The sequence below is a fragment of the Streptomyces sp. 147326 genome, from assembly GCF_045000215.1.
Taxonomy (GTDB): domain Bacteria; phylum Actinomycetota; class Actinomycetes; order Streptomycetales; family Streptomycetaceae; genus Streptomyces.
Window position 1 is genome coordinate 1,046,873 of sequence record NZ_CP134201.1, and the last position, 21,779, is coordinate 1,068,651.

The 21,779-nt window shown below is 70.2% G+C and carries 20 protein-coding genes and 6 pseudogenes; 14 read left to right on the forward strand and 12 right to left on the reverse strand.

Annotation, left to right across the window (positions count from 1 at the left end; all coding sequences use genetic code 11):
- The first annotated feature begins 362 nt into the window (after window positions 1-362).
- Both RIU97_RS04790 and RIU97_RS04795 read left to right on the forward strand, forming a co-directional pair.
- Window positions 363-629 carry a hypothetical protein gene (locus RIU97_RS04790; protein WP_404953513.1) on the forward strand — a complete coding sequence of 89 codons (267 nt, stop codon included), beginning with the start codon at window positions 363-365 and terminating at the stop codon, window positions 627-629.
- 53 nt (window positions 630-682) lie between these two features.
- Window positions 683-1,815, forward strand: a pseudogene (locus RIU97_RS04795) (IS630 family transposase).
- A 47-nt stretch (window positions 1,816-1,862) separates the two neighbouring features.
- On the opposite strand, the pseudogene RIU97_RS04800 reads toward RIU97_RS04795, so the two are convergent.
- Window positions 1,863-1,970, reverse strand: a pseudogene (locus RIU97_RS04800) (ATP-binding protein); the annotation flags it as partial.
- Window positions 1,945-2,289 (reverse strand): annotated as a pseudogene (locus tag RIU97_RS04805) (Mu transposase domain-containing protein); the annotation flags it as partial. The pseudogenes RIU97_RS04800 and RIU97_RS04805, both read right to left, overlap by 26 nt.
- 115 nt (window positions 2,290-2,404) lie before the next feature.
- Between RIU97_RS04805 and RIU97_RS04810 the strand changes: the two are divergent.
- Entirely contained in the window at window positions 2,405-2,599 is a 195-nt protein-coding gene (locus tag RIU97_RS04810) for a hypothetical protein (RefSeq protein WP_404953514.1), read from the forward strand.
- Between the two features lie 34 nt (window positions 2,600-2,633).
- On the opposite strand, the gene RIU97_RS04815 is transcribed toward RIU97_RS04810, so the two are convergent.
- Complete coding sequence (locus RIU97_RS04815) at window positions 2,634-2,858, reverse strand: hypothetical protein (protein ID WP_404953515.1); 225 nt, start codon at window positions 2,856-2,858, stop codon at window positions 2,634-2,636.
- Window positions 2,859-3,862: 1,004 nt separating this feature from the next.
- Between RIU97_RS04815 and RIU97_RS04820 the strand changes: the two genes are divergently transcribed.
- The 3 genes from RIU97_RS04820 (at window position 3,863) to RIU97_RS04830 (ending at window position 5,415) form a co-directional block, all read left to right on the forward strand.
- Window positions 3,863-4,093 (forward strand): hypothetical protein, encoded by a 231-nt coding sequence (locus RIU97_RS04820; protein ID WP_404953516.1) that lies wholly within the window; start codon window positions 3,863-3,865, stop codon window positions 4,091-4,093.
- A gap of 84 nt (window positions 4,094-4,177) precedes the next feature.
- Window positions 4,178-4,372 carry a hypothetical protein gene (locus RIU97_RS04825; RefSeq protein WP_404953517.1) on the forward strand — a complete coding sequence of 65 codons (195 nt, stop codon included), beginning with the start codon at window positions 4,178-4,180 and terminating at the stop codon, window positions 4,370-4,372.
- 527 nt (window positions 4,373-4,899) lie between these two features.
- The gene (locus RIU97_RS04830; RefSeq protein ID WP_404953518.1) at window positions 4,900-5,415 is read left to right on the forward strand and encodes an SRPBCC family protein; all 516 of its coding nucleotides are present in this window, start codon (window positions 4,900-4,902) and stop codon (window positions 5,413-5,415) included.
- 176 nt (window positions 5,416-5,591) lie between these two features.
- Here RIU97_RS04830 and RIU97_RS04835 read toward each other — a convergent pair whose 3' ends face one another.
- The 3 genes from RIU97_RS04835 to RIU97_RS04845 form a co-directional block, all read right to left on the reverse strand.
- Window positions 5,592-6,152: a hypothetical protein gene (locus RIU97_RS04835; protein ID WP_404953519.1), complete on the reverse strand. Its 561-nt coding sequence runs from the start codon at window positions 6,150-6,152 to the stop codon at window positions 5,592-5,594.
- A 710-nt stretch (window positions 6,153-6,862) separates the two neighbouring features.
- The gene (locus RIU97_RS04840; RefSeq protein ID WP_404953520.1) at window positions 6,863-7,027 is read right to left on the reverse strand and encodes a hypothetical protein; all 165 of its coding nucleotides are present in this window, start codon (window positions 7,025-7,027) and stop codon (window positions 6,863-6,865) included.
- A 457-nt stretch (window positions 7,028-7,484) separates the two neighbouring features.
- Window positions 7,485-7,745 carry a recombinase family protein gene (locus tag RIU97_RS04845; RefSeq protein ID WP_404953521.1) on the reverse strand — a complete coding sequence of 87 codons (261 nt, stop codon included), beginning with the start codon at window positions 7,743-7,745 and terminating at the stop codon, window positions 7,485-7,487.
- Between the two features lie 511 nt (window positions 7,746-8,256).
- Here RIU97_RS04845 and RIU97_RS04850 point away from each other — a divergent pair.
- The 4 genes from RIU97_RS04850 (at window position 8,257) to RIU97_RS04865 (ending at window position 12,624) form a co-directional block, all read left to right on the forward strand.
- Window positions 8,257-10,329, forward strand: a complete 2,073-nt coding sequence (locus RIU97_RS04850; protein WP_404962755.1) for a HelD family protein — start codon at window positions 8,257-8,259, stop codon at window positions 10,327-10,329.
- Between the two features lie 358 nt (window positions 10,330-10,687).
- On the forward strand, window positions 10,688-11,578 hold the full coding sequence (locus RIU97_RS04855) for a LysR family transcriptional regulator (RefSeq protein WP_404953522.1): 891 nt from the start codon (window positions 10,688-10,690) through the stop codon (window positions 11,576-11,578).
- A gap of 510 nt (window positions 11,579-12,088) precedes the next feature.
- The gene (locus tag RIU97_RS04860; protein WP_404953523.1) at window positions 12,089-12,436 is read left to right on the forward strand and encodes a hypothetical protein; all 348 of its coding nucleotides are present in this window, start codon (window positions 12,089-12,091) and stop codon (window positions 12,434-12,436) included.
- A gap of 44 nt (window positions 12,437-12,480) precedes the next feature.
- Window positions 12,481-12,624: a hypothetical protein gene (locus RIU97_RS04865; protein ID WP_404953524.1), complete on the forward strand. Its 144-nt coding sequence runs from the start codon at window positions 12,481-12,483 to the stop codon at window positions 12,622-12,624.
- 5 nt (window positions 12,625-12,629) lie between these two features.
- On the opposite strand, the gene RIU97_RS04870 is transcribed toward RIU97_RS04865, so the two are convergent.
- Window positions 12,630-13,172: an isochorismatase family cysteine hydrolase gene (locus tag RIU97_RS04870; protein ID WP_404953525.1), complete on the reverse strand. Its 543-nt coding sequence runs from the start codon at window positions 13,170-13,172 to the stop codon at window positions 12,630-12,632.
- A gap of 76 nt (window positions 13,173-13,248) precedes the next feature.
- Window positions 13,249-13,755 (reverse strand): annotated as a pseudogene (locus RIU97_RS04875) (aldehyde dehydrogenase); the annotation flags it as partial.
- A gap of 269 nt (window positions 13,756-14,024) precedes the next feature.
- On the opposite strand from RIU97_RS04875, the gene RIU97_RS04880 reads away from it, so the two are divergent.
- Both RIU97_RS04880 and RIU97_RS04885 read left to right on the forward strand, forming a co-directional pair.
- Window positions 14,025-14,981: a TIGR03557 family F420-dependent LLM class oxidoreductase gene (locus tag RIU97_RS04880; protein WP_404953526.1), complete on the forward strand. Its 957-nt coding sequence runs from the start codon at window positions 14,025-14,027 to the stop codon at window positions 14,979-14,981.
- A gap of 105 nt (window positions 14,982-15,086) precedes the next feature.
- Complete coding sequence (locus tag RIU97_RS04885) at window positions 15,087-15,671, forward strand: hypothetical protein (protein ID WP_404953527.1); 585 nt, start codon at window positions 15,087-15,089, stop codon at window positions 15,669-15,671.
- A gap of 75 nt (window positions 15,672-15,746) precedes the next feature.
- Here the strand turns inward: RIU97_RS04885 and RIU97_RS04890 are convergent, their stop codons facing one another.
- Entirely contained in the window at window positions 15,747-17,213 is a 1,467-nt protein-coding gene (locus RIU97_RS04890) for an aminotransferase class I/II-fold pyridoxal phosphate-dependent enzyme (RefSeq protein ID WP_404953528.1), read from the reverse strand.
- A gap of 360 nt (window positions 17,214-17,573) precedes the next feature.
- On the opposite strand from RIU97_RS04890, the gene RIU97_RS04895 reads away from it, so the two are divergent.
- The gene (locus RIU97_RS04895; protein ID WP_404962756.1) at window positions 17,574-18,035 is read left to right on the forward strand and encodes a hypothetical protein; all 462 of its coding nucleotides are present in this window, start codon (window positions 17,574-17,576) and stop codon (window positions 18,033-18,035) included.
- Window positions 17,987-18,088, forward strand: a pseudogene (locus tag RIU97_RS04900) (IS5/IS1182 family transposase); the annotation flags it as partial. The gene RIU97_RS04895 and the pseudogene RIU97_RS04900, both read left to right, overlap by 49 nt.
- Window positions 18,089-18,156: 68 nt before the next feature.
- Here the strand turns inward: RIU97_RS04900 and RIU97_RS04905 are convergent.
- The 3 genes and pseudogenes from RIU97_RS04905 to RIU97_RS04915 all read right to left on the reverse strand — a co-directional run bounded on the left by RIU97_RS04905 (window position 18,157) and on the right by RIU97_RS04915 (window position 21,660).
- Window positions 18,157-18,903: a hypothetical protein gene (locus RIU97_RS04905; RefSeq protein ID WP_404953529.1), complete on the reverse strand. Its 747-nt coding sequence runs from the start codon at window positions 18,901-18,903 to the stop codon at window positions 18,157-18,159.
- Window positions 18,904-18,919: 16 nt separating this feature from the next.
- Window positions 18,920-19,426, reverse strand: a pseudogene (locus tag RIU97_RS04910) (SigE family RNA polymerase sigma factor); the annotation flags it as partial.
- Window positions 19,427-19,551: 125 nt separating this feature from the next.
- Entirely contained in the window at window positions 19,552-21,660 is a 2,109-nt protein-coding gene (locus RIU97_RS04915; protein WP_404953530.1) for a pectinesterase family protein, read from the reverse strand.
- Window positions 21,661-21,779 lie beyond the last annotated feature (119 nt).

Below are 21,779 nucleotides of genomic sequence, written 5' to 3' on the forward strand. Positions count from 1 at the left end.
GGGGATCTCTTGGAGGAGAGCGAAGCACGGAGACGTGCAGAAGAGTTCGGCAGAACCCTGACCGACCGCTGGGATGAGTGGGCCTTCAAACCAGCAGGGGCGTCTATGGCTTCACCTGGTATCCCACGGCGGAGGACGAACAGGGGCGCCAGATCCGGGTCGGGGGAAACTGGCCCATCATCGTCGACCAGGACACCGGGGCATGCCGACTCGTGCACGGGACGAAGGAGATGGCCGCGCTCAGGGGCATGTCAGGAGTTGGCGTGGTCCGCTTCTACGACGCCAGCACTCGTCGGCAGCGCCGCAACGGCCGCTAGTGCCGCATCAAGCAACGTTCGCCCCGTACTGGATACGGTGAGTCCATGAGTGGTGGTGATCAGCCGGACCTGGACGAGCTTGAGTCGTGCTTCGCTGCTGTGGTCGAAGGGCGAGTGAGCCGGGACAGGGCAGACCGGTGGGCCGCGCGCTGGGTCCTCGACGACAACCTTGAATGGGACGAACTGTCCTGGTGGGCGTTGGAGCTCCTTCACGGGATCGATCTGCGGCCGGGCCCCGAGGAGCCGTACCTTCACGATGACGAGCAGGTGCGGGGGTGGCTGGAGGAGCTTCGGCGGCGCCGCGCCGGGTAATCCGCCGCGAAGGTCCTTTTGTTGTGCGCACGGTGCCGCCAGAGTGTTGTCCTATGGCGGAGCGGGTGCGGGTTCGTGAGATTGATGATGACGAGGGTCGGCGGCTGCTGCGGATCATCCGTCGGGGCACCAGGTCAGTGGTGACCTGGCGGCGGGCCCAGATGGTGCTGCTGTCCGCGCAGGGCATGGCGGTGGGGAAGATCGCCGAAGTGTCGTTCACCAGCGATGACCGGGTCCGGGATGTGATCCACAACTTCAACGCGGACGGCTTCGCCTCGTTGTATCCGAAGTACAAGGGCGGCCGGCCGAAGACGTTCACGCTGCCCGAGCGGCGCGAGGTCAAGAAGATCGCCAAGTCCAAGCCGACCGAGCACGACCTGCCGTTCTCGACCTGGAGTCTGACGAAACTGGCGGACTTCCTGGTCGCGGAGGGGTGGTCAACGACATCAGCCACGAGGGCCTGCGCATCCTGCTCCGCGAGGAAGGCGTCTCCTTTCAACGCCTGAAGACCTGGAAGACCTCCCGCGATCCGGACTACGCGGCCAAGAAGGCCCGCGTCGAGCACCTCTACGCGATCGCCGACGGCGAGGTCATACCCGAGGACGGAGAACCCGAAGTCATCTTCTGCATGCACGAGTTCGGACCCCTCAATCTGATGCCGCACCCGGGCCGGCAGTGGGCCGAACGCGGAGGCCAGCACAAGGATCCCGACCGTGAGCCCCGCCGACGGCGCCGGGCGACCTACAACCGCTACGGCGGAGTGCGGCACCTGTTCGCCGCCCTGGACCTGGCCAAGGACAAGCTCTACGGCCACATCAAGCCGATCGAGAAGCGGACACAGTTCCTGGAGTTCTGCCGCTACCTGCGCACGCTCTACCCTTCGACGATGCGGATCGCGATCGTCAGTGACAACTTCTCCCCGCACCTGACCACGAAGAGATGTCAGCGGGTCGGCACATGGGCGGTAGCGAACAACGTCGAAATGGCCTACACCCCGACCAACAGCTCCTGGCTCAACCGCATCGAGGCCCAGTTCACGGCCCTGCGCTACTTCACCCTAGACGACACGGACCACGCCGACCACAAAGAACAGGGCAGCATGATCCGCCGCTACATCATCTGGCGAAACCGCCACGCCGACGACCGGCGCCTACCCGCCGTCGTCGACAAGGCAAACGTTGCTTGATGTGGCACTAGCTCATACGGCGGAGCCGCCGGAGGAACCGTGAATTCTCAGGCTGCGTCTGTGTCGCGTTCGATGGCGGCAAGCCGGTTCTTGAGGCGGTAGCTGGGGCCGTTGATGGAGATGTCGTCGCAGTGGTGGAGGAGTCGGTCGAGGATGGGTGACTGCGGCCCGGTTCAGGAGGACCGCCAACGGCCCGGCCTGCGAGCCCGGAGCATCGTGGCGGCGGGGCCGGGGAAGGGCCCCGTCACCGGTCGTGACGCGGCGGCCGGCTCCCGTGGGCAGGCCGTCCCAGTGCCTCTCATCCACGATGCGGGCGCCTCGGCCGACCGCCCGCGGATGGGTGGCCAGCAGGGTCTCGCCACTGCGATCGGCAGCGGTGGCATGCAGCATGACCTGGGACTTCGTGGCCCTGACTTCGACCAGCTGGCGAGAGCAGACCTTGCGGGCCGGCACCGAGTAGAGGTTCGCGTCGAAGCGCCGTCCACGACATGCCGGGCGACCAGTACCCCTCGAGGACAGTCTCCAGCGCGTTCTCGAGTCGTACATGCAGAACACCGCCGAACCTCTGACCAGCAGTAACGTGCACAAAGTGACATTCGACGGCCGTCCTGCCCTCGACGCGCGACTGACCTCCGAGACAGACGGTGAGCCTCTCGCCGGCTTCATTCGCCTCATAGCCGACGACACACACCTCGTCCAGGCCCTGGCCCTCGGCCCCAAAACGAACGAGAAGGCACTGAAGGCCCTGCACGAGCGGCTCCTCAACGACCTCCGCATCCCCTGACCCCTGACCCCGGACCCCGCGGCGCCCGTCGTCGTCAGATGTCGTCGCTCCACACCTCAGGGCCGCCCCCCTCCCACCGGATCGGCCCGTCCTCGGACAGCTCCACATCCTCCAGCCCGGCCCGGCGCAAGAACTCCGCCACGTCCCCCAGTGTGAACGCCCGGCCCAGGTCCGCGTCCACGCCGAGCGCGTGCACCGTGACCTTCCGCCCGCCCTGCGCCGACACGGGGTGGATCACGATCTCCGTCTGGTCCGCCATGCACCCAGAGTGCAGCGGACCCGCCAGCACGGCATCCGGGACTCACCCCAGCGCGCCGAACAGCACTGGAGCGGCTCAGGTCGCGAGTCACCCGTCGCAGCAGCTTTGACGCCCCTGACGTCTTCTCAGAACCCCTGGACGGAAAGGTGTTTGGGGACGACCAGCCGGGCTAGACGCGTGATACCGGAAGCTGCCGCCTGGGGGTGGGGTGCTTCCGGAGCGGGCCCCGCCGCATGATGCCCTTCCCCGGCGTCATGCGGCAGGCCCGCCCGCACGACGGGCTGCCGCCCGGATCCGTACGGCACCCGGACACCCCGCATCCCGGCCCCCTCCCCGGCCGGAAATGCGGGGCCGTCCGGCAAACCCTCGGCGCCGGCGCTCATACCGCCGCCCCCGGGCAACGGACCCCGACGGCAGCAGCCCGGAACACCCTCGTCGTCCAGCCGCACTCAACCGGCAACCGCCGCGCCCCGGCCCACCGGGACCCACCGCAAGATCAATGTCGATGAGTTTCGGAAGTCACCGTCCGCCGCGGCCGCCGCGGCCATGACCACCTGCCCAACTCGCCTCCAGGGGTGCCGCTCCATCACCGGCACAGCGCTCCGTGCTCCGGGACGCCGGGACTCCGGGACTGGCCAGCCGCGTCCCTGCAGGGGTTCAGGCCGCGGCGAGCCCGAGCGGTGCGCAGGACCAGGCCCCGCTCGGCGGCATCTGCCACGAGGTTGCGGACCTTGTCCGTATCGCGTGCTCCGGCGATCACATCCCACCCCCACGCCCTTCCACCGAGGTAGTGGCCCCACGGGCCGGGAAGCCGCACGCACCGGCCAACAACCGTGAGCATCGGTTTGAGCGATCTCGGCCGGCCTGTGGTCCGCACGGTGGCGGCATGCGCCCGAGGGACGAATGAGATGCCGAGGGCGGGGCAGGCGAAAGGGAAGAACGGCAGGCAGCCCCCGCTGTCGTTCCATGCCGTCCCGAGCCGCCCGCGTGCAAGGAGACCTGTCATGCCCAGTGCCCGCAGTGCCCCGACGGGGCCTGAGCTTCCGGATCGTGTGCCGGAGAAGCGCGACGCTGTCACCCCTGACCTTCCGCCCGTCGGCCCGTCCGCCCCCGACCTCCCGGATGCCGCGGCCGGAGGGCCCCAGCGCGGCGGCCATGAGAAGGGCACCGGCGAGGAGGGCGAGAGGCCCGCTGCCGGGCCGGGCAACGCCAAGCCCCAGGAGCCGACCGACTGACACGCGCCCGAGGGGATGCGCACTGCCGGGCCGCCGAGGGCGGCGGCGGCACTGCGCATCGAAAACGGAGGAAGGCGGTGGATCATGGGCGAGAAGGACCCGAACCCCCGCCCGTCGCTGCTCCCCGATCAGGGAGCCACGGTGGACGAACACGGCCGCCCGCCGGGAGCTGCGTCCAGGACCGGCCCGGGCGGGGGCCCGCCCGCCGACCCGGACCGCGTGGAGCGGGCCCATGCGGAGAAGGCGCGGGAGAAGGCCCGAAAGGACGGGTCCGAATAGGCAGTCACGCCTTGTCGGGGCCCGGCGAGACGCCGGCGGCCCCGTCGTCCCACGTTTCGGGCTTGCCCGCCGCAGTCGAGTCGACCGGACTCCGAGCACGCGCCATCGAGGCAGGTCGCCGACACTTCACAGCACTACCCGGTGGTCGGGGCGCTGCCGGGTTGGCTCGGCGCACAGACGAGGATCGGGCAGCCGCACTCGTCGCGACCTCCTCAGCGTTACCGGCGCGGTGAAGTCATCGAGGGCGAGCTCCGCCTGCTGTGACCGGGCAGGGAAAGCCGCTGCAGCGCACGGCTGCTGCATCGCGAGGAACCGGTGCCCGCGTGCTCCTGCTGCCCGCGGCCCGCCGCCCACCTGCTTCGCCGCGGCCGTGACCGCGGACCGGCTGGGGACCGAACCCATCCGCGGCCGGATGCCGGAACGGCCTGACGGGTGCCGGCGCGGCACCAGCGAGGGACCCCGCGGCGGGGGCCCGGGCTCCGGGCGATGCGGCGGCCGCTAACGTCGTGCTCCGAGGAGGGAGCCACATGCCCCGCACGTTCAGCGTTTGCGACACCATCACCGTCGCGGCCGGCCCGTCGACGGTCTACCAGCACGTTTCCGACCCCGCTCTCATGGGCCGCTGGAGCCCGGAGAACCTGGGCGCGACCCCGACCGAGGGGCCCGGCACCGCGACTCGGGTCGGGATGGTCTTCGACGGTCACAACAAGCGCGGTCCGTTCCGCTGGACGACCCGCTGCACGGTGACGGCCGCCGACCCGGACGAAGTCTTCCGGTTCAAGGTCCACGCGATAGGCCTGCGCCGCCCGTGGCTGCGCGGCCCGATCGCCACCTGGGAGTACCGTTTCGCCGCTGTGCCGGAGGGCACCGAGGTGACGGAGACGTGGACCGACGACCGGCGCAGCTGGCCCGACCTGGTGGCCAACACGTTCGACAGGATCGCGACGAGTGGGCACACCTTCGCCGAGTTCCAGCGCAAGAACATCCGGACCACCCTGCGCAACCTGAAATCGGAGCTGGAGGCGCACCCCGCCACTCCCTAGAACGGCCAACGGCATCGGCGCGAACCGGAGCGCGCCGGAGCTCAGACGATGCGCCTCCGGCAGGGCAGGCCGAAGCCCCTGGGGCCCGACGGGTCCCAGGGGCTGATCAGCTGCATGTCGGCTTCACCGTGTGAAGCGCTGCCGGCACGGGGAGCTACGTCACCCGGGTCTCAGAGTCAGCCGGAAGCAGCCGCGCTGGCTTCCACGGGGGCCTCGCCGGTCTCCGTGGCCGGGGTCTCCGTCGCGGGCGTCTCCGTGGCCGGGGTCTCCGTGGCCGGGGTCTCCGTAGCCGGGGTCTCCGTAGCCGGGGTTTCCGTCTTCGGGGTCTCCGTCTTCGGGGTCTCCGTGGTCGGGGTCTCTGTCTTCGGGGTCTCCGTGGTCGGGGTCTCTGTCTTCGGGGTTTCCGTGGTGGGGGCGGGCTTTTCGGGCTTGTGCTCGCAGTACACCGTGCCCTTGTAGAACTTGCAGCCCGGCATGTTCTTGACGTCCTTGATCTTGCCGTGCTTCTTGCCCTGGTTCTTCTTGCCGTGCTTCTTGCCCTTGTTGCCCCGGTTGTCCTTCTTGCCCTTGCTCCCATGACCGCTCTTCGCATGGTCGGCGACCAGCGTGACCGCCTCGCTGACCTGCGGCTTGGCCGGCGCAGCCAATGCACTGGTGGGCAGCAGCACGCCTCCCCCGACAATCGCGGCCGAGACGGCGAACATCGAGAAACGCTGCTTCCGAGAAGTGCGAGCCATGAGAATTACTCCAGTAAAAGGGGGGGATGGGGGGAAGTTTCGAAGGACGATCCCAGTGGTGAAATGTCTGATTTGTCCTTCTGTTAAAAGACTGACCTCCGGACTTCACGACACTGTCCGCCGACTGTCACAGGCGCGTGACAGGCCCCCCTGTCCGAGCGGTGCCACGGGTTCCGAGGGAGGGGGCGGGGTAGAGGGCGACGCATCCGGAGGCCGCGAGCAGCGCGGCGAGGAGCCGAAGGCAGCGACCAGCGACGCATGACGATCACCGAGCCACACCTACGCCCGAGAGCGCCCCGGACGACCCCGCCGCACCCCTCGTGTGACCGAGCACTCCAGTTGGCACTTGAGCGGCTGAGTCGGCATTTTGACCCTTGCCCTGGTGCATGCGCCCAGGGCACCACGAATACGACCATGGGCCGGTCAGAGGCAGGGGTGGATTGATGAGCGCGGATGTGGCGCGGGAGCGCTGGATGCTGTGGTCCGGAGCCGGCGTGGGGCCGTTGCGGTTCGGGAAGTCTCCAGCCGAGGTCGCCGACGCCCTGCTGGTCCCTGAGCCGCAGGCACGGGTCGGTGGTCCGTACGGGCAGCAAGACTTCCCGGACGGGGTGAAGGCGTTCTACGACGCGGGCGGGCTCGCGTGGGGTAGCGCCGAGGTAAGCCCAAGAGCCGCCAGTTCTTGATCTTGGCGGGTGTGGTGGTCGGTCAGTTCAACTCGCGGCGGGCCTTGCGCTGGGCCGGAAGCGCCGCGGTGCCGTCGAGGACCGCAGGGTGTAGCCCTGGCCGCGTCGTACGGTGATGCCCTGGTCGAGTGTGGCGCGCTCGGCGGGCTCCAGTTCGGCGGTGCGGAGGAAGTCGGCGACCTTGCCCGGCATGTCGAGGGGCGACCGCCAGTTCCGGGGCCGGGGCGCCCGGATCGACGGACGTGTACTCGGGCAGGAGGTCCGCGACGGCGGTACGGATGGCGCCGCGGCTGACGTCATGGTCGCGGGCGAGGGCGGCGATGGAGCGGCCTTCCAGGTACGCGGTGCGCGCGTCGTCGGGCCTTCGTGGCTGGGACGGCGGGGCGGCGCCCGCCCTTGTTGCCCTTCGCCTCGGCGGCCCACAGCCCGTCGTAGGTCAGTTCGCGATGGAGGTCGCGCTGGAGTTCGCCGGCGGCGGAGGGTCTGCACCATGAATTTCACGGTGGACAGCAGCTCGCCGGCACGCTGGTGGCGGGGGGTGAGGTCCATCGCGGAGAACGCGCCATCGTGGATGCGCAGGGCGAGGCGGTCGCCGTGCAGGACATCGACACGTCGAGGATGTGTCCGGTGCCGCGCACCAGGCGGAACATCACGGTATGTACACAGCGTCGCCCGGCCGCGCGTACGCGAGCAGCTCGCCGAACCTCGGCCGCTCCAGCGGGTGAAGGCGGCTGGAGGTCCCTGCCTGCTCCTCGAAGACAACCGGGGCCTCGATCCCGGCCTCGTCCAGCATCAGGTTCTGGCGGTCGGTCGACTGCTGGTCGGTCGACACCCGCTTGTAGACCAGGTTGCCAGGTTGACCATGCCGCTCCCCGTCGTGGTGGTCGCATTCGACCCTAGCTGTCAGCAAACCCTGTCATCAGCCGTCATCGGAAATCTGATGGGATCGGCGCCGCCGCCGGGCGTCGCGGCGGCGAACGGGGTGATAGTTCACCGATCCGTTCTCTGGGTCGGCCGCGACCGACGGCGACGTGGTGCTGCGGCCCTGAGATGGAGCCGTCGGCACGGGTCGGGCAGTGGTGGACCGGTTCGTCTCCTCGGTCGGGTCGCCAGACGAAGCGACCAGATGTCCCCTGGCAGTGAGCTCGATGGCGCCGGTCGCCTCGCCGGATCTTCCCCCCTTTTTTTCCCGAGCGCGGCAATACATCGCAGGCATCCAAGGGCGGGCTCGCCATAAGGCAGGCGGGCACCGGGAGCACAATTAGCGATACAGGGAACGGCGGAATGCATGATGCGCCATACGGTCAGCCGTCATGGATTCACTCGCAGGGCCATGACTTACCAAGTAAGTCAAGGCTTACCTTTAGGGAACTTTGACCGTATGGTGTGGCTCGAATCGAAGGAGCCCCCTGTTGTCGAAAATGAATGATCCCGCTGTGCGTGCGGTTGAATCGGAGCGGGATTATGTGTCCTCGTTATATGAGTTGCTCACCGAGCGGCTTTCCGAGGCGCGAGTACACCGAGAGAGCGTGCTGAAGGCCCCCGCGGGGGGCGTGGGTGAGGCATACGAGAGAGAAATCGCCGCCGAGCGTCTGGCCAAGGAAATCGGCCGGCTGGAGGGCGCCGAAAAGGGGCTGGTCTTCGGGCGCATCGACTGGACGGATGGCACGGCCCTGCGCATCGGGCGGATCGGACTGCATACGGAGGAGAATGACCTGCCTCTGCTCGTCGACTGGCGCGCGAACGCGGCGCGGCCCTTCTACGAGGCGACACCGGTCCACCCGATGGACCTGCGGCGGCGCCGGCACCTGCGCCTCGAGGAGCGCACGGTCATCTCGGTGAGCGACGAACTGCTGGACGGGACCGCCCCGACCGACGAGGACGTCGTGGGGGACGGCCCGTTGACCGAGGCTCTGTCGGCACGGCGTACGGGCAGGATGCACGCGGCCGTCGCGACGCTGCAGGCCGAGCAGGACGAGATCGTCCGCTCCGCCCACCGCGGGGTGACCGTGGTGCAGGGCGGGCCCGGCACCGGCAAAACGGTGGTCGCCCTGCACCGGGCGGCCTATGTCCTGTACGCGTTCCCGCGCGCCGCGGAGGAGGGCGTCCTGGTGGTGGGCCCGAACGCCCGGTTCCTCGACTACATCTCCCAGGTCCTTCCCTCGCTCGGAGAGAACGATGTCGTTCTGGCGACCTGCCGGGAACTGGCCGGAGTGTCCACGGACACGATGGACCCCTTCGATACGGCGCGGCTCAAGGGCAGCTCCGACCTCGCCGACGCCTTGGCCGGCCTGCTGCGCGTCCACCAAGCCCCCGCCGGTGACTTCACCGTGCGGGTCGGACGGGAACTGGTTCACCTGTCCGGCGAGGAAGTCGCCGCGGCACGCGACGCCGCCGTGGCAGCCGTACTGGGGCACAACCCCGCGCGCCAGGTGTTCAAAGAAATCTTGGTCGACGCCGTCACCGACGCGATGCAACGGGACATGGGCGACCTCCTGGAGCAGATCGACGCCGATACCGAAAGGATGACGGGCCTCAACCTCGACCGGTTCACGGGAGCCGCCCAGCGCCGTGTCGAAGGTGCGCCCGATGCAGGGCCGGCCCACGAGCTGGACCTGGACGCCATCCGAGCCGATCTCCTCGAAGACGCCGGCGTCGACCGAGCGGTCGAGGTGTTGTGGCCGCGGCTGGTACCCGGTGACCTCGTGAAGGCGCTCCTGACGAACGCCGGCGCTCTCGCCGAGCGCCTGCCCCGCCTGACCGCGCAGGAGCGGTCCCTTCTGCTGCGCGGCCCGGACGACCCGTGGACCGATGCCGATGTGCCGTTGCTGGACGAGGCGGCGAGCCTGGTCGACGGCCCCCCCGAGCGGACGTACGGGCACGTCGTCGTCGACGAGGCGCAGGAACTGACCGCCATGCAATGGCGGATGATCGTCCGCCGCAGCCCGGCAAGGGCGATGACGCTGGTGGGTGACTTCGCCCAGGCAGGCCCGGTCACGACAGCACGCGACTGGAAGGAAGCACTGAGCCCCCACGTCGGACCGCGGTTCAAACTGCACAACCTGACCGTCAGCTACCGCACCACGCAGGAGATCCTGGAGAGCGTCCGGGACCTGCTCACGCGGATCGCTCCGGACCAGAAGCCCACACGGTCACTGCGAAGCGGTGAGAGCCCTCGCACCGTGTCCACACCTCCGGACGGGTTGGTCACCGCCGTCGTTCAGGAACTCCGCGCCCAGAGCACCGCGCACCCGGGCGAGCTTCTGGGAGTGCTCTGCGCGGACACCAGGGTGAGCGAGCTGACGGCCCAAGGCATCGCTCACCACGCACGCATCGTGCCGGCGTCCGAAGCACGCGGCCTGGAATTCGACGGGGTCGTCGTCATGAACCCCGAGGAAATCATCACGGGCCGCCCCGGCGGGGAAAGGGACTTGTACGTAGCCCTGACCCGGGCCACCAAGCGCCTCTGCACGATCACCGTCCAGCCCGCCTGACGACTCGGCGCCCGCGTCGCCGCCGCGGGCGCACCCGGCGCGGTACAGACACCGGCCCGCGCGCACGATTGTTCGGGGTCGAGTTCGGACAAGTGCGGTCTCGGCGGAGGCTTCGTCCCGGCGGAGGCAGACGTAGCCCTCCGCCGACTCGACTTCACGAAAGCCCAGATGGCGCGAAAGCCCAGTTGGGTGGTGAAGAACCGGCTGGAAGCGCCTACGTCCTCCACGGTCAGCGACACCTTGGTCGTGACGACGTTGATCCACCGAGCATCCGGGTTGGACAAGATGATGATCGACGGCTGATCATGCAACGCCGGTTAAGCCGGGGGTTAACGAACGAGAGCGGGCGTGGGGGCGCGTGGAGCTGCGCGACATCGAGATCTTCCTGACCTTGTCGGAGGAGCTGCACTTCGGAAGGACAGCCGAACGGCTGCACGTTTCGTCGGCACGGATCAGTCAGGCGATCAAGAAGCAGGAACGGTCGATCGGGGCGAAACTCTTCGAGCGGACCAGCCGCCGGGTACGGCTGACGCCGGTGGGTGAGCAGTTGCTCGGGGATCTGCGGCCGGTGTTCCACAGCCTGAAGGCGAGCGTGGACCGGGCGCGGCTCACCGCCCGGGGCAAGACGGACATCCTGCGGATCGGCCTCATGGTCACCAACGGCCACGAACTGCGGCCCTTCTGGGACGCCTTCCGTTCGCAGCATCCACAGTGGGGACTGCGACTGAACCACAACGGCTACATCGACCCGTTCGCGCCGCTGCGCAACGGAGAGATCGACCTGCTGCTGTCATGGCTTCCGGTGGAAGAGCCCGATCTGACCGTGGGGCCGGTGCTCTTCGTGGAGCCCAGGGTCGCACTCGTGGCCTCCGACCACCGGCTGGCCGGGCGCTCGTCGGTGACCCTGGAAGCGTTCGCGGACCACGGCGTCGCGGGGCCGGACGGACTCCAGCCCGAGTACTTCGAGGACGCCTTCGTCCCGTTCTCCGCGGCCAGTGGTCGTGCCATCGAACGGAAGTTCCTGGTCACGACGCTGGACCAGCTGTACACTCTCGTGGCCGACGGGGAGGTCATCCACATCCTGGGCAATCAGGTCACCCGCTTCTACGTCCGCCCCGACGTCACGTACGTGTCCGTTCGTGACATGCCCCTCCTGCGGTGGGGACTGGTCTGGCGGTCGGACAACGACAGCCCGATGGTCCGGTCGTTCGTCCGCATAGCCCGCGAGCTCGGCACGATGTCCTTGTGAGGGGGCCCCGGGCCGATGCCGAATTCGTAGAAGTCCACGCCATGGGAGACGAGGATGACCAGCTGACTCAGGTCGCGGGAGAACCCCGCAGGTGCGGGGCTGACGGCATGTGGACTTACTCTGCCCGCTCCGCTGATGTACCTCATCGCTCGCGGTCTCTGGCTACACCCAGGTGACGCGGTACTGGCGGGCGCTGACGTCGCCAGGCCACCACCGTTCCCCCGGACCACCCCCGCCGCGCGGCCGACGAACGGCAGCGGCATCCCGGCGTCCTCCGTCGGCTCCCACCGGGCCGGCACGTCGACCACCCCGCCACGGCCCCGCCCGAAGTCAACCTCGCCCGTCCGCACCGGGCGCCGCATACCCAGGCGCACCAGGCGCACGTCGCTCCGGCGTACGCCCAGACGGCGCCCGGCCTGGTCCGGACCGAGGAAGGTATGCCGGTCGAGCAGGGCCGGGAGATCCCGGCGGCGGGCGATTGCTTCGACCTGGTCACCGTGGACGTCCGGCGTGAGCCGGTCCGCGCCCGGCCCCACCCGCAGACCCGCTTCGACGAGGTCACCCACCATCCGGGCCGTCACCGCTGGCGCCACGCCGCAGGCGGATCCCCGAGGCCGCCGTCAGCCGAGCCGTCTCGTCCACCGGCCCCGCACCCACCGCCTGCTCAAGGGCGCGCGCAGGAGCTTCTCCTGGAAGGATCGCCGCGACCTGCTGGTGAGGGCACACATCCAGCTCGGAGGTCCGGTTGTGGTGGTCTGGGACCACCTCAACACCCATCTGGCCCCCGGGCTGAAGCGGTATGAGGCCGGGCACGACCGGCTCACCACCGCCGCCGGCCGCCGTATGCACCAGACCTGAACTCCCGTCGAGGCCGTCTGGTCTGGTCACTGGTACGCGGAGCGATGGCGGACACCGCCTTCGACACACCCGACGACCTCGACCGCAAGCTCCGACGCGAGTTGCGCAGGGTCCAGCTCCGGCCCCGCCTGATCGACGGCTGCCTCACCGCCACAGGTCTGAGTTTCAACCCACTGGCCCCACCCTGAAATCCTCAGTAACGGAAGGCGTCGGACGCGGGCACGATGCGGGCGGACATGTTGATTTCCATCATGCGCAGGGCCGCCTCGGCCAGGTCCTCATGAATGTGCGCGACGGCATCCCGCGCGACCGTGACCGAGAGGTGACGGATGTGCGCGTCGAGGGCGGAGTAGAACACGCACTGTTCCGTGACCTGCCCGCACAGGACGAGGCTGGTCACGTCGAGGGAGTTCAGCAGGTAGGCGAGCGGGGTCTCGTAGAAGATGGAGTGGCGTGCTTTGACGACGAAGTACGCGGACTCGTCGGGCCGCAGCGGTTCGACGAGGTCGGCGTGCGGGCTCGCGGGGGCCGCCTCCAAGAGTTCGCCGTGATGGGAGCGCCATTTCCCGAAGTTGTCGTTGGCGTAGACCACCGGGACGTCCCGTTCCCGGGCCTGTTCGAGGAGGCCCACCACGGCGGGCAGGGCCCGCGAGACGGACGGGAGCAGGACGTCGGCGTCCTTGTGCTCGTAGGTGTTGAGCATGTCGATGATGACGAGTGCGGTGGTCTTCCTCACGGCCCACCTCCAGGAGCGATGACCTCGCACGGCTGGCCGCTGCCGCGCGTCTGCGGGCGGTCGGCCCCGGCGGTGATCAGTACCCGAGGGCCTTTTCGAGCTGGTGCTTGTTCATGTGGGACCGGCCTTCGATCCCGTGTTCCGCGGCCCGGTGGCGCAGTTCCTGCAGGGTGAGGTGGGAGGAGCCGCCGCGCCGGCCGGAACGGTGGGTGCCGTCGGGGTGGAGGACGACCTTGGTCCAGCCGTCGTCGCGGTTGTCGAAGTGCTCGTACGCCGAGGGGGCCTCGTCCAGGTCGAGTTCGTGGGAGACGACGAAGCTCGGCTCGGCCCTGCCGGCGACGATGAGGTCGCGCAGCGCCCGGTTGTACCGCTTGACCGGGGCCTGGCCGGTGCCGATCGTCTGTCCTTTGAACCAGAGCTTGCCGAAGTCGATCGGGATCTTGCCATGGGCGGCGAGTTCCCCCTGCACCTCGAGGGCTCCGGGGCCTTCGGGTACGAACACCCCGACGACCCCGATCCTGCCGGTGAAACGGACGGCGTCGATGAGGCCGTTCATGGTGAGGGTGGCGTCCTCGTGCCCCTGGGCCCCACAGGTCACCGGTAAACGACCGAGGCTTCCGAAAACGGCGGCGTGGGTGATCGGTGTGTGCGCAGCGGCTCCGAGCTTGTCCTGCGCCCGCAGGGAGCCCAGGTCGCAGGTCCGGACCGCTGCGTCGGACCGCTGCGCCCGGACCGCGGCGCCCGGACCGCGGCGCCCGGACCGCGGCGATGTTTGTCCCGCCGCGCCATGGGCACGCGCCGACCGGGGGCCGTCCGCACCGTCCCCACCGTCCCCATGGAGGTACGAGATCCATGACGACGTTCGGCTACTTCCTGTCCTGCGAGGAATTCACCCCGGGCCAGCTGCTGGAGCAGGCCCGCCGGGCCGCGGACGCCGGCTTCACCCGCCTGGCCATCTCCGACCACTTCCATCCCTGGAACGACGCGCAGGGCAACAGCCCGCTGGTCTGGTCGATGATCGGAGCCCTGTCCCAGACCGTGGACCTGCCGGTGACCACCCTCGTCACCTGCCCCACCATCCGCCTGCACCCTGCCGTGACGGCCCAAGCCGCCGCCACGTCGAGCCAACTGCTGGAGGGACGTTTCGCCCTCGGCGTGGGTACCGGTGAAGCACTCAACGAGCACGTCCTCGGCGACCGCTGGCCCTCCTTCGACGAGCGTGCCGGCATGCTGGAGGAAGCGGTCGAGGTGATGCGCAAGCTCTTCACCGGCCGCCAGATCAGCCACCGCGGCACGCACTACACCGTCGACAACGCCCGCCTCTACACCACGCCGCACGGCCGACTGCCCGTCCACGTCTCCGGTTTCGGCCCCAAGGCCGTGGAACTCGCCGGCCGCATCGGCGACGGGTTCGTCACCATGGGCCCCGACCAGGAGGCCATCGGACGTTTCCGGGAGGCCGGCGGCGAGGGCAAAGCGGTGATCGGCGGTCTCAAGGTGTGCTGGGACACGGACCGCGACAGAGCCGTGGACACCGCGCACAGGCTGTGGCCCACGGAACACCTCCCCGGCGAGCTCGCCCAAGTCCTCCCGACGCCGGCCCACTTCGAGCAGGCGAGCCAACTCGTCACCCGCGAGCAGGTGTCGGAGAACGTTCCCTGCGGCAACGACGCCGAGGAGCACGTGGCCGCCGTGCGCGCCTACGTGGAAGCGGGCTTCGAGGAGGTGTACGTCGGGCAGATCGGCCCCGGTCAAGAGGCCTTCTTCGGCGCCTACCGCGAGAAGGTGCTGCCCGCCCTCGGCGGATGACCGAAACCACGTCCGAGTCCCTCCGGCCCGTGCAGGCGGCCGACACCGATTTACCGGCACCGGCACCGGCACCGGCGCTGAACGTCCCCGATCGGAGGTTCCACCATGCGCGACACCAAGTCCCCGGCAGGGCCTGGGCCGTACTTCCTCACCGTGTACCTGAACGATCACCTCACCGGCTCGGGTGCCGGCGTACGTCTCGCCCGGCGGATCGCCGAGCGGCACCGCCGCACGGACGGGGGCCCGGCGCTCGCGAACCTGGCGGAACAGATCGACGAAGACCAGCAGAGCCTGCGCAGCGTCATGCGCGACCTCGGTGTCCCCGTACGACGCGTACGCGAGGTCGCGGGCCGGATCGGCGAGACACTGGGGCGGTTCAAGCCGAACGGGACCCTCGTCCGCCGCTCCCCGCTCAGCGACGTCGTCGAACTCGAGATGATGCTCCTGGGCGTCGAGGGCAAGGCCGCGTGCTGGCGGGCGCTGCGCGAACTCGCCGCGACCGACGACCGCCTATATGCCCCCGCCCTCGACCGCCTTCTCGCCCGCGCGGACGAACAGGTTCGCACGCTGGACGACCTGCGCCAACGTCGCGCGGCCGAGGTCTTCGCGGCGGAACTCGAAGGGACGGCCTCGGCGCGTGTGCCCGGTGGCCCCCTCAGGCCGGCGGCCGGGCACCGGTTGGGCTCGTGAGCGGGGGGGAGCCGCCTCACATGGACTGTCGTTGCGCGCAGGCGGTCGCCCGTTGCGCGCAGGCGGTCGCCGGGGTCACCCGTCTCGGCGCACCCGGACGCTCATGACGTTCGTGTCGACGGCGTCCGGGACGACCATGCCCGCCTCGACTCCGGAGCGCAGGTAGCGCAGTACGTCTGCGGTGAGGCGTTCACCGGGCAGCGCCGCCGGGATGCCCGGCGGGTAAGGGGTCAGCATCTCGGCGGCGATCCGTCCCTCCGCCTTCTCCCAGGGCACCTGCTCGGTCGCGCCGAAGAACGCGTCGCGCGGCAGGACCGCCTGTTCCAGCCGGAGTCGGGACGGCGGCGGGACGTGTACGGGCTGACCGGTACGAAGCTGCGGGGCATGGGCGGCCAGATCGGTCAGGGCGCTCAGCAGGGTCTCGGCCGTGGTGTGGTCGTCGGCGTGGGTGAGCTGCGCGCTGATGCGGCGGTGGTCGCTGACGTGGAGGTTGATCCCGTGGTTCTCCCGCAGCCAGTCAGCGGCCTTGTAGCCGGTGACCTCGCACGCGCTGATGTCGATGATCATCTGGAGGGGGTCCATGTCCGCCGCCTTGCCGGGCCCGCAGAAGTCCTCACGGCCGTGCACCCGCAGGCCGTCGATGCGGGAAATGCGGCCGCGGACCTGTTCCGCGAGGGCGAGTGCGTCGTCGTAGAGAACCTTCCCGTGTTCGACCATCTGCCGACGCCAGCCGTCCAGGGCCGCGTACATGAGCACGGAGGGGCTGGTGGTGCCGAGCAGGTCTTCACGGCTCTTGAGCACTTCGGGTTTGATCAGGTCGCCCTGGAGGTGGAAGACCGAACTCTGCTCCAGGCCGGCGCCCATTTTGTGGACGGAGGTGACGCAGACATCCGCGCCGGCGTCCATGGCCCAGGTCGGCAGATCGGGGTGGAAGGGCAGGTGGGCGCCCCATGCCTCGTCGACGATCAGGGGTCGGCCCCGCTTGTGGCAGACCTCGGCGATGGCGGCGAGGTCCGAGCAGGTGCCGTAGGGGGTCGGGGTGGTCACCAGCGCTCCGCGGGCGTCGGGGTGCTCGGCGAAGGCCGCCTCGAAGGACTCGGCGGACGGCGGGTGGGCGAGGTGGCGTTCGGCGTCCCACTGCGGGTCGACCCAAACGGGCCGGATGCCACAGAGGATCAGCCCCGAGACAACAGACTTGTGGGCGTCCCGCCCCACGATCAGCTTCTCGTGAGGACCGGCGACGGACAGCATCGTCGACTTCACCGACAGGGAACTGCCGCAGGTGGAGAAGAAGGTACGGTCTGCGCCGACCGCCTCAGCCATCAGGGCCTGCGCCGCCTCCACCACGGCGTGGGAAGACGTGCGGTCGTCCAGCCCGCTGGTTGCCAGCACGTCGGAGCGGAAGACCGCGTCGCCGAGCACGGCGCGTACGCGCGGGTCGGCGCCCCTCCCCTGCTTGTGACCCGGAGGCGTGAACGGGGTCTGCCCGCTGGCGTGGTAGGCGGCCAGCGCCTCGAGTACCGGTGCCTTCGACTGGTTCATGGTCCGCACCTGCCCGGCAGCAGACGGCGAAAACAGCCCGCCGAACGCACAGGGGCTTCGGCCGTGCGCCGCTGTGTGCTCACAAGATGAAGGCTCTTCCCAGCCAACCGAGGAGGCCGGCCGGAGTGCCCCGATGCGCCCGGCCGCCGCCGGTCCCGCCTCGTCACCCGGTCGGCCCACCGCACATTGCCCTGGATGATCATCAATGTGCAGAGTGTTGCCGCCCGGTGGTGGTTCGTATCGGGCGCCGTCATCGAGGGGGATCGATTCTTCGTGTGAGGGCTCGCTGGCTTGGTTGTGTTCGGCCGGGACGGGATGCCGGAAGCGGACTCGGCGGAACTCAAACCGATGCTGGAGCCCATGGCCTGCCGGGGCCCGGACGCCTCGGCTTCGTGGACGGGGCCGGGTGCGGCTGTGGGGCACACCCGCCTGGCGCTCGTCGACCAGGTGGGCGGCAGACAGCCCATGGTGGACCGGACCGCCTCCGGCGGGCCCGCGGCGGTGCTGGTGTTCACGGGCGAGATCTACAACCACGGCCACCTGCGCCGCGAGCTCACGGCACGCGGTCACCGCTTCCGGACGCGCTCCGACACCGAGGTCGTCCTGGCAGCCGTCCGCCAGTGGGGTGCCGGCACCGTGGAACGGCTGGAGGGCATCTTCGCGTTCGCGGTGTGGGGCGCGTACGAGCGACGTGTGCTGCTGGCACGCGACCGGCTGGGGGTGACCCCCCGCGAGCACACCGACGACCTCCCCGACACCATCGCCACCGGCGCTCCCGGGCGATCCGCCGGCATCTGCGGCGGCGTGGGATCCGGGCGGTGATCCCGCAGCCCGTCGACCAGGCCGCGAACCGCAAGCGGCCGGGCAGGCTCGGCGCACTGGCCGCCGGCTCGGTGCCCGCCTGCAACCGCACCTGCCCGGAACGGCGGGGCGTGGACGCGCCCTACGCGAACCCACCCCACACGGCGGCTCCGCTCTCCACGGCACCGGCAGCCGCATCGATCCGATAGGTGTCGTCCTTCGCGTCGCGCCCGCCGGCAGCGTGGTCGTACTGGCCGGCGAAGACGTGCTCGCCGGGCGGGACGGTCCTGCCCGGTTTGAGGGTCCACCGGTAGACGAGGAAGCCACCTTCCTTGCGGGTGGAGAGGTCGAAGTCCGCGGCGGGGCGGGTCCGCCAGCTACCGGTGTCCTTCACGCCCTCGGTGAGGGCGATGCGCAGCTCGACGACGAGCGCGGTGAGCGGCTGCCTCGCCTTCAGGGTGACGTTGCTCTGTGCCCAGTAGGCGTTGCTGTGGGGGTCGACGGAGCCGTCGGCCCACAGTGGACCGTCCTCGGTCCGGCTGCCCTCCACCGGCGGCACCGGGCGGCCGGCGGTGGACGGGGCAGCGGTGGACGGGGCGGGGTCGGACGGGGCGGCGGCCGTCGGATTCCGTGGCGGGTCCGGGGTGTGCACGACGGCGACCACCGTAAGGGCGCTCACCGTCAGGGTTCCGGCGGTGGCCAGGATCGCGAGGACGATCTTCGGCCAGGACAGGGCGGGGGCGCGGGCGCGCTCGCGCTCGCGGTCCCGCGACCGGGGGGCGGTGCCGGGACGGGCCGTGCCGCGCTCGATGCGGGCCAGCATGCGGGCCCGGTCGGGCAGGTGGGTTTCGGCGCTCTCGCGCAGCAGGTCGCGCAGTTCGTCGGTCACCGGGTTCCCCTTCCCGCAGCTCGTCCGCGGCCCGGGCGCCGAGCAGCCGCTGCAGTTCCGCCGTCCCCTTCGAGGTCTGGCTCTTCACCGTACCCACCGATATCCCGAGCGCCGCCGCGGTGTCCTTCTCCGAGAGGTCGAAGGCGTACCGCAGTACGACGCACACGCGTTTGCGGAACGGCAGCGTGTCCAGCGCGGCCCGTACGTCCATGACGGCGGCCATGTCCGGGCCGTCGGTCCGGTCCGGGCGGTGCGACCAGAACAGCATGACGCGCCGCCGCTCGCGTACCGTGCTCCGGATCCGGCTGCGGGCGAGGTTGGCGACGATTCCGCGGGCGTAGGCAGCCGCGGAATCGGCACGGCGGGCCCTGTCCCAGCGGTGCCAGAGCGCGACCATCGCGTCCGCGGCGAGGTCGTCGGCGGCGTCCGCCTCTCCGGTCAGCAGGTACGCCAGGCGGGAGAGTTCGGCGTGGTGGCGTTCGAAGAACGCGTGGAAATCTGCGGCCGCCTCATCTTCGGTCATGGCCTCGGTACGGCCTCTCGGTGCGACAAGGGCGTTCTCAGGCAAGTGCCGGAGCGTAGCAGTCCGCTCGCATGTCCGTTCGGACGTCTCGGTTCGCCCGGGCCTGCTCCGCACGGTGGCCTCCATCAGCCCGTAGGGTTCCAGCCGTCGGTGCCGGCCAGGTGGGCGCGGGCGGTGTGGGCCGCGGCATGGTCCGGGCCGAGCTGGGGCCGGTTCGCGCCGGCGCCGGGGCCGGGGCCCGTGTTGGCGTACTCGGCGAACCGGGCGGACGTCCAGGAGAAGCCCCCCATGTCGGTCCAGGGCCCCTCGGTCTTCACGGCTGCGGGCAGGTTCGACTTGCGGATGACCAGCTGGCCGACCGCGCTCGCGCCGGGGTGCCAGGGCCGGCCGAGGTGGTAGGTCCCGGGCCGGGCGGGGCTGCTGATCGTGCTGTCGGTGATGAGGATCCCGTACAGCGTGGCCGCATCGGTGCTCGGCGCGGCGAGGCATCCACCCTGTCCGCCGGCCGCGGCGCCCCGGTCGCGCAGGGTGATGTTGACGTGGTCGTAGACGGCGGTGGCGTTGCCGAAGACAGCCGAGAAGGTAGCGGTGGCACTGCCCGCGGTTCCGTACATACCGTCTCCGGGCTTCGGCGTGCCGGAGGCGTTGTCGTAGGTGATGACGACGTCCTCGGCATTGCCGGTGGCGCCCTTGAGGATCAGCCCGTGCTTGGAGGCGGGGACGTTCACCGTCTCCCGGTAGGTGCCGCGTGCGACGAGGACGGTGTCGCCCGCGGTGGCGGCGTCGACGGCGGCCTGCACGGAGCGGTGGGCTGCGGAGCCGTCGGCGGCGACCGTCAGCGTACGGCCGCCGGCCGGACCGGACGGGGCGGGAGCGGCCTTGCCGCCGGTTTCGGTGAGGACGCCGGCGCCCGCCTTCGCCGCCAGCTTCGCCGGCAGTCCGGCGGCGGGTTCCAGTCCGGCGGTGAGGGTGGGCCGCCAGCCGACGGCGGTCTTGATCTTCTTCCCGGGATTGGCGGAGTTGTGCACGGCGACCAGGTCCACGGGGGCGCCGCCGACGAGGTTGCCGCTGCCCGCGATGGCTCCGGTGCCGTCGCCGCTGAGCAGCTGGGAGGCCTTCCGGTCGGAGGAGAGCTTCCAGTAGTTGTTCTGCGCGACGACTCGGGCGCCGGCGCGGGAGTTGACGCTGTAGCTGTGCGCGTAGCCCTCCGACGCCGTGGTGTCGTAGTAGTTGTCGTACGGGTGGATCTGGCCCACGCGGGCGAGGGGGGCGCGCTGGACGATGCCCCGGAAGACGTTGTGGTGGAGCGTCACCCGCAGTTTGGTGTCCTTGTCGCTGCTGCCGATGAGCATGGTCTTGTCGTGGTTGCTGAACGTGTTGTATCCGACGGTGACCAGGTCGGAGGCGTTGGTGATGTCGAGGGCGCCGTCGTGGACCTGGTACTCGCGGCCGAAGCGGACCGGATTGGCGGAGTCCGGGTGCGGGGCGTCGGAGAAGCTGTTGTGGTCGACCCAGACATGGGTGGCGCCGCGCAGGCTGACGGCGTCGTAGGCGGAGTTCCAGTTGCCGGCGGAGCCGTCGGTCGGGTCCCACTGCGGGAAGCAGTCCCGGACGTCGGTGAGCGACAGGTTGCGGATGATCACGTTGTCGGCGTTCTTCACCACCAGGCTGCCGCCGGTGATGCCCGCTCCGGTGCCGGGCACGCCGATGACGGTGGTCCGCGCCGGCACGGTGAACACCATGCGGGCGGCCTGCCTTGCCTGGGCCGCCCTGCGGGCGTTCTCCTGGGCGCCGGACGGCACCTTGGCACGGCCCCAGACGGCGGGATCGTAGGCCTTGAGATAGGAGTCGAGCGAGTAGCCGGTGCCCGCGGCGTAGTCGGCGCAGCTCTGCGGCTTCCCGCTGTCGTCGGTGCCGGCGTCGATGAGGCCCTTGACCCGGACGATCCGCGGGGCGTCGGCCGGGCCCGCAGCCAGGGCTCTCGCCAGCTCGGCGCGGGTGGAGACGGTGAAGACGCGTGTCGCGGGCGCCGCCCGGCCGCCGGTGGTGCCCGAGCCGCTCGCGGCCCAGCCGTCCCGGGCGGGCAGCACGCCGTGGGCGAGGTCGGCGGGTGCCACGGCATCGGCCTTCACGACCAGCGGCACGGCGCCGAGACCGGCGGCGACCAGGGTGGCCGCTCCGGCCAGGGCAAGCCTTCGACGTCCGGTGGGGCGGCGGTGGGGGGAAGCGGACATGGGCGGTGGCTCCTTGGGATGAGGCGCTCTGTTCACCCCTCAGTTGCCGCCGGAGCCCGAAAGGTTGCCGGACACCCGCCGAAATGCCGTCCGCGACCTCGGCGGCCGGGGCACACTTC

Coding starts and splice junctions, on each gene's coding strand:
- RIU97_RS04790 (WP_404953513.1), top strand. CDS start 363: ATGAGTGGTGGTGATCAGCCGGACCTGGACGAGCTTGAGTCGTGCTTC.
- RIU97_RS04815 (WP_404953515.1), bottom strand. CDS start 2,858: ATGGCGGACCAGACGGAGATCGTGATCCACCCCGTGTCGGCGCAGGGC.
- RIU97_RS04820 (WP_404953516.1), top strand. CDS start 3,863: ATGCCCAGTGCCCGCAGTGCCCCGACGGGGCCTGAGCTTCCGGATCGT.
- RIU97_RS04825 (WP_404953517.1), top strand. CDS start 4,178: ATGGGCGAGAAGGACCCGAACCCCCGCCCGTCGCTGCTCCCCGATCAG.
- RIU97_RS04830 (WP_404953518.1), top strand. CDS start 4,900: ATGCCCCGCACGTTCAGCGTTTGCGACACCATCACCGTCGCGGCCGGC.
- RIU97_RS04835 (WP_404953519.1), bottom strand. CDS start 6,152: ATGGCTCGCACTTCTCGGAAGCAGCGTTTCTCGATGTTCGCCGTCTCG.
- RIU97_RS04840 (WP_404953520.1), bottom strand. CDS start 7,027: ATGCCGGGCAAGGTCGCCGACTTCCTCCGCACCGCCGAACTGGAGCCC.
- RIU97_RS04850 (WP_404962755.1), top strand. CDS start 8,257: ATGAATGATCCCGCTGTGCGTGCGGTTGAATCGGAGCGGGATTATGTG.
- RIU97_RS04865 (WP_404953524.1), top strand. CDS start 12,481: ATGGCGGACACCGCCTTCGACACACCCGACGACCTCGACCGCAAGCTC.
- RIU97_RS04880 (WP_404953526.1), top strand. CDS start 14,025: ATGACGACGTTCGGCTACTTCCTGTCCTGCGAGGAATTCACCCCGGGC.
- RIU97_RS04885 (WP_404953527.1), top strand. CDS start 15,087: ATGCGCGACACCAAGTCCCCGGCAGGGCCTGGGCCGTACTTCCTCACC.
- RIU97_RS04890 (WP_404953528.1), bottom strand. CDS start 17,213: ATGAACCAGTCGAAGGCACCGGTACTCGAGGCGCTGGCCGCCTACCAC.
- RIU97_RS04895 (WP_404962756.1), top strand. CDS start 17,574: ATGGCCTGCCGGGGCCCGGACGCCTCGGCTTCGTGGACGGGGCCGGGT.
- RIU97_RS04915 (WP_404953530.1), bottom strand. CDS start 21,660: ATGTCCGCTTCCCCCCACCGCCGCCCCACCGGACGTCGAAGGCTTGCC.